The organism is Methylobacterium sp. WL116 (assembly GCF_008039455.1).
In the GTDB taxonomy this organism is placed as follows: Bacteria; Pseudomonadota; Alphaproteobacteria; order Rhizobiales; family Beijerinckiaceae; genus Methylobacterium.
Genome location: NZ_VRUV01000594.1, coordinates 1 through 2,560, shown reverse-complemented (window position 1 = coordinate 2,560; position 2,560 = coordinate 1). Strand labels below are relative to the sequence as shown.

Below are 2,560 nucleotides of genomic sequence, written 5' to 3'. Positions count from 1 at the left end.
GCGCAGCAGGGCGCGGCCGACGGCACCTGCGCCCGCGACGTGCTCGTCGCCCAATCGATGCAGCGGCAGGCGCTCGACCAGCTCGAGCAGGCCGACGGCGACGACGCCAAGGCCTGCCGGATCTGGCGCCGCCACGTCGACACCATGCGCCGCGTCGCCGGCGTCTACGGCCGCTGCCTCTCGGGCTCCGAGCGCGGCGCCCGGCTGACCCAGGTCCAGGACTCCGAGAAGGAATTCTCCGCCGCGATCAAGGCCCGCTGCCGCGGGTGATCGTGAAGGGGGGTGGAGGCCGGTTCCTATCGGCCCGGCCCCGTGCCGTCGTTTCGCTCCCGGCTCTCATCCCTGCAACCGAAGCGGCGACGCCTCTTCCCTCCCCCGTCCCCAAGTCGGGCCTGCCCGACTTGGGGACACAGGGTGCGGATCTTGGGCAAGCCCGAGATCCGTCGGGAGGAGGGAAGAGCGCGATGTTTCGCGCGCGTCCTGGTCATTGCGCACGCTGCGGCAACCGCTGCGAAATATTTCCCAAGCAAGCCGTGCGTGATCGCAAAGCTCGTCGCCGTCGTTAGCCGCCGACACGATGTTCTCGCAAAATATAAAGTGGAACGCTTCGCGCCACGAAGGAATTGAAGGGGACCAACAGTAGAGGAAACCGCCTTGCAACGCTATCTGACCGCCATCGCGCTCGTCACCCTTCTCGGTACGGGCACCGTGTCCGCACAGACCACGACGACGGGCAACCCCGCTCCGGACGCCAAGTCCAGCGAGAAGTCCGGTGGCCAGGAAGCCGTCACGCGTCCGAACACCGACCGGCCCGACGCCGGCAAGCCCGCCACCGCCAACGCGGCCGCGCATGCCAAGCTGGAGGAAGGCGCCAACAGCTTCACGGAAGCCCAGACGCACAAGCGTCTCGAGGATGCCGGCTACAAGGACGTCCGCGGCCTGATGAAGGACGACAAGGGCATCTGGCGCGGCGACGCGATGCTGAACGGCAAGCCGGTTAAGGTCGGCGTCGACTTCAAGGGCAACGTCGCCGCGCAGTGATCGCCGTCCCCGGACGGCTGAGGCGCAGGCACGCAATTCCCACGACATCCAGGATTTGACCATGGCTCAGCAAACCATCACGGCGCTCTACGACGATTACGACGCGGCCAGCACCGCGGTGTCCCGCCTCGAGGCGGCCGGCATCTCGCACGGCGACATCAGCGTCGTCAGCAACAACGAGGGCGACCGGCATGCCGGCCGGCTCGGCACGGGCGACCATGCCGAGACCGCCCACAAGGCCGAGACGGGAGCCGGGACCGGCGCCTCGCTCGGCACGGTGGTCGGCGGCGCGACCGGCCTCCTCACCGGCCTCGGCCTGCTCGCCATCCCCGGCGTCGGGCCGGTCGTGGCGGCCGGCTGGCTGGTCGCGACCCTAACGGGCGCCGGCATCGGCGCGGCCGCGGGCGGCCTCGTCGGCGCGCTCACCGGCGCCGGGATCAGCGAGAACGACGCCCACACCTACAACGAGGGCATCCGCCGCGGCGGCACCCTGGTGACGGTGCGCACGGACGACGCCCACGCCACGACGGCGATGGACATCCTCGAGCAGCACGGCTCGGTCAACGTCGACGAGCGGTCGCAGAGCTGGCGGTCCGAGGGCTGGAGCGGCCCGGCGCTGACCGCGTCCGACCCGTCCGGCGCGACGGCGAGCCAGGGCGTTCCTTCGGGCGCGGCGGCCCGCCCCGGCGTGCGGACCTACCCCGCCAAGCCGCTCTGAGCGACGCTCAGCCTTCGATCGGCCCGTCGCCTCGGCGACGGTGCCCCCGATCAGCCCTGCGATGCCCCGGCACGCAGGGCTTTTTCATGAGGTGGGGCCGGCGAGCGGCGCGGCCGGCCTACTGCAGATCGCGCAGCAACGGCTCGGCGACCATCCGCACCGGCGCCTTCACCGGCTTGCCGCGGCCGATCAGGATCGCGACGCGCGAGCTTTCCGGGTCGGTCTCGAAGCGGGTGCGGACCCAGGCGACCAGGAACTTCAGGTATTCGGACGCCAGCAGCTTGGTCGCCGAGGGGCTGTGCCACCAATCGGCGGCGTCGAAGCCTTCGGCGATCACCGGATGGGGCACGATCCGGTCGGCGCCCTGGAGCGCGTGGTCGAGCTCGATCAGGGTCCGCGGCATGTGGTAGTTCGAGGTCACCACCGCGACGGTGCTGAAGCGGTTGTGGCGCATCCAGCGCCGGGTCTCGATGGCGTTGCCGATGGTGTTGCGCGCGCGGTAGTCGAGGTCGACGCAGCAATCGATCCAGTGGCGCTGCGTCGGGTTGAGCCGGGCGATCTCGTCGCGGCTGGTGCGTTCGTTGACGCCGGTGATCAGCAGGCGCCGGCCGTAGCCGCCGGCCAGCAGGTCGATCGCGTCGCCGATGCGCTGGGCGCCGCCGGTCAGCGCGACGATCCCGTCGGCACGGCCCTGCGGCACCCGCTCGCTGCGGTCGAGCGCGGCGACGAAGGCGAGGAAGCCGGCGAGCAGCGCGACCGCGCCGAGGCCGGCGAGGCCGAGGATCGTCAGCGCCACCGGGC

The 2,560-nt window shown here is 71.2% G+C and carries 4 protein-coding genes; 3 read left to right on the top strand and 1 reads right to left on the bottom strand.

Annotated features, from left to right (window positions below):
- From FV223_RS24985 to FV223_RS24975, 3 genes are all read left to right on the top strand, one after another.
- Positions 1 to 270, top strand: a 270-nt coding sequence (locus FV223_RS24985) for a hypothetical protein (RefSeq protein WP_147729484.1), incomplete at its 5' end; no start/stop codon positions are given.
- A 384-nt stretch (positions 271 to 654) separates the two neighbouring features.
- Positions 655 to 1,041 (top strand): hypothetical protein, encoded by a 387-nt coding sequence (locus FV223_RS24980; RefSeq protein WP_147729483.1) that lies wholly within the window; start codon positions 655 to 657, stop codon positions 1,039 to 1,041.
- A 61-nt stretch (positions 1,042 to 1,102) separates the two neighbouring features.
- On the top strand, positions 1,103 to 1,759 hold the full coding sequence (locus tag FV223_RS24975) for a hypothetical protein (RefSeq protein ID WP_147729482.1): 657 nt from the start codon (positions 1,103 to 1,105) through the stop codon (positions 1,757 to 1,759).
- 118 nt (positions 1,760 to 1,877) lie between these two features.
- On the opposite strand, the gene FV223_RS24970 is transcribed toward FV223_RS24975, so the two are convergent.
- Positions 1,878 to 2,555 (bottom strand): YdcF family protein, encoded by a 678-nt coding sequence (locus FV223_RS24970; protein WP_147729485.1) that lies wholly within the window; start codon positions 2,553 to 2,555, stop codon positions 1,878 to 1,880.
- Between the last annotated feature and the right edge of the window lie 5 nt (positions 2,556 to 2,560).

Coding starts and splice junctions, on each gene's coding strand:
- FV223_RS24975 (WP_147729482.1), top strand. CDS start 1,103: ATGGCTCAGCAAACCATCACGGCGCTCTACGACGATTACGACGCGGCC.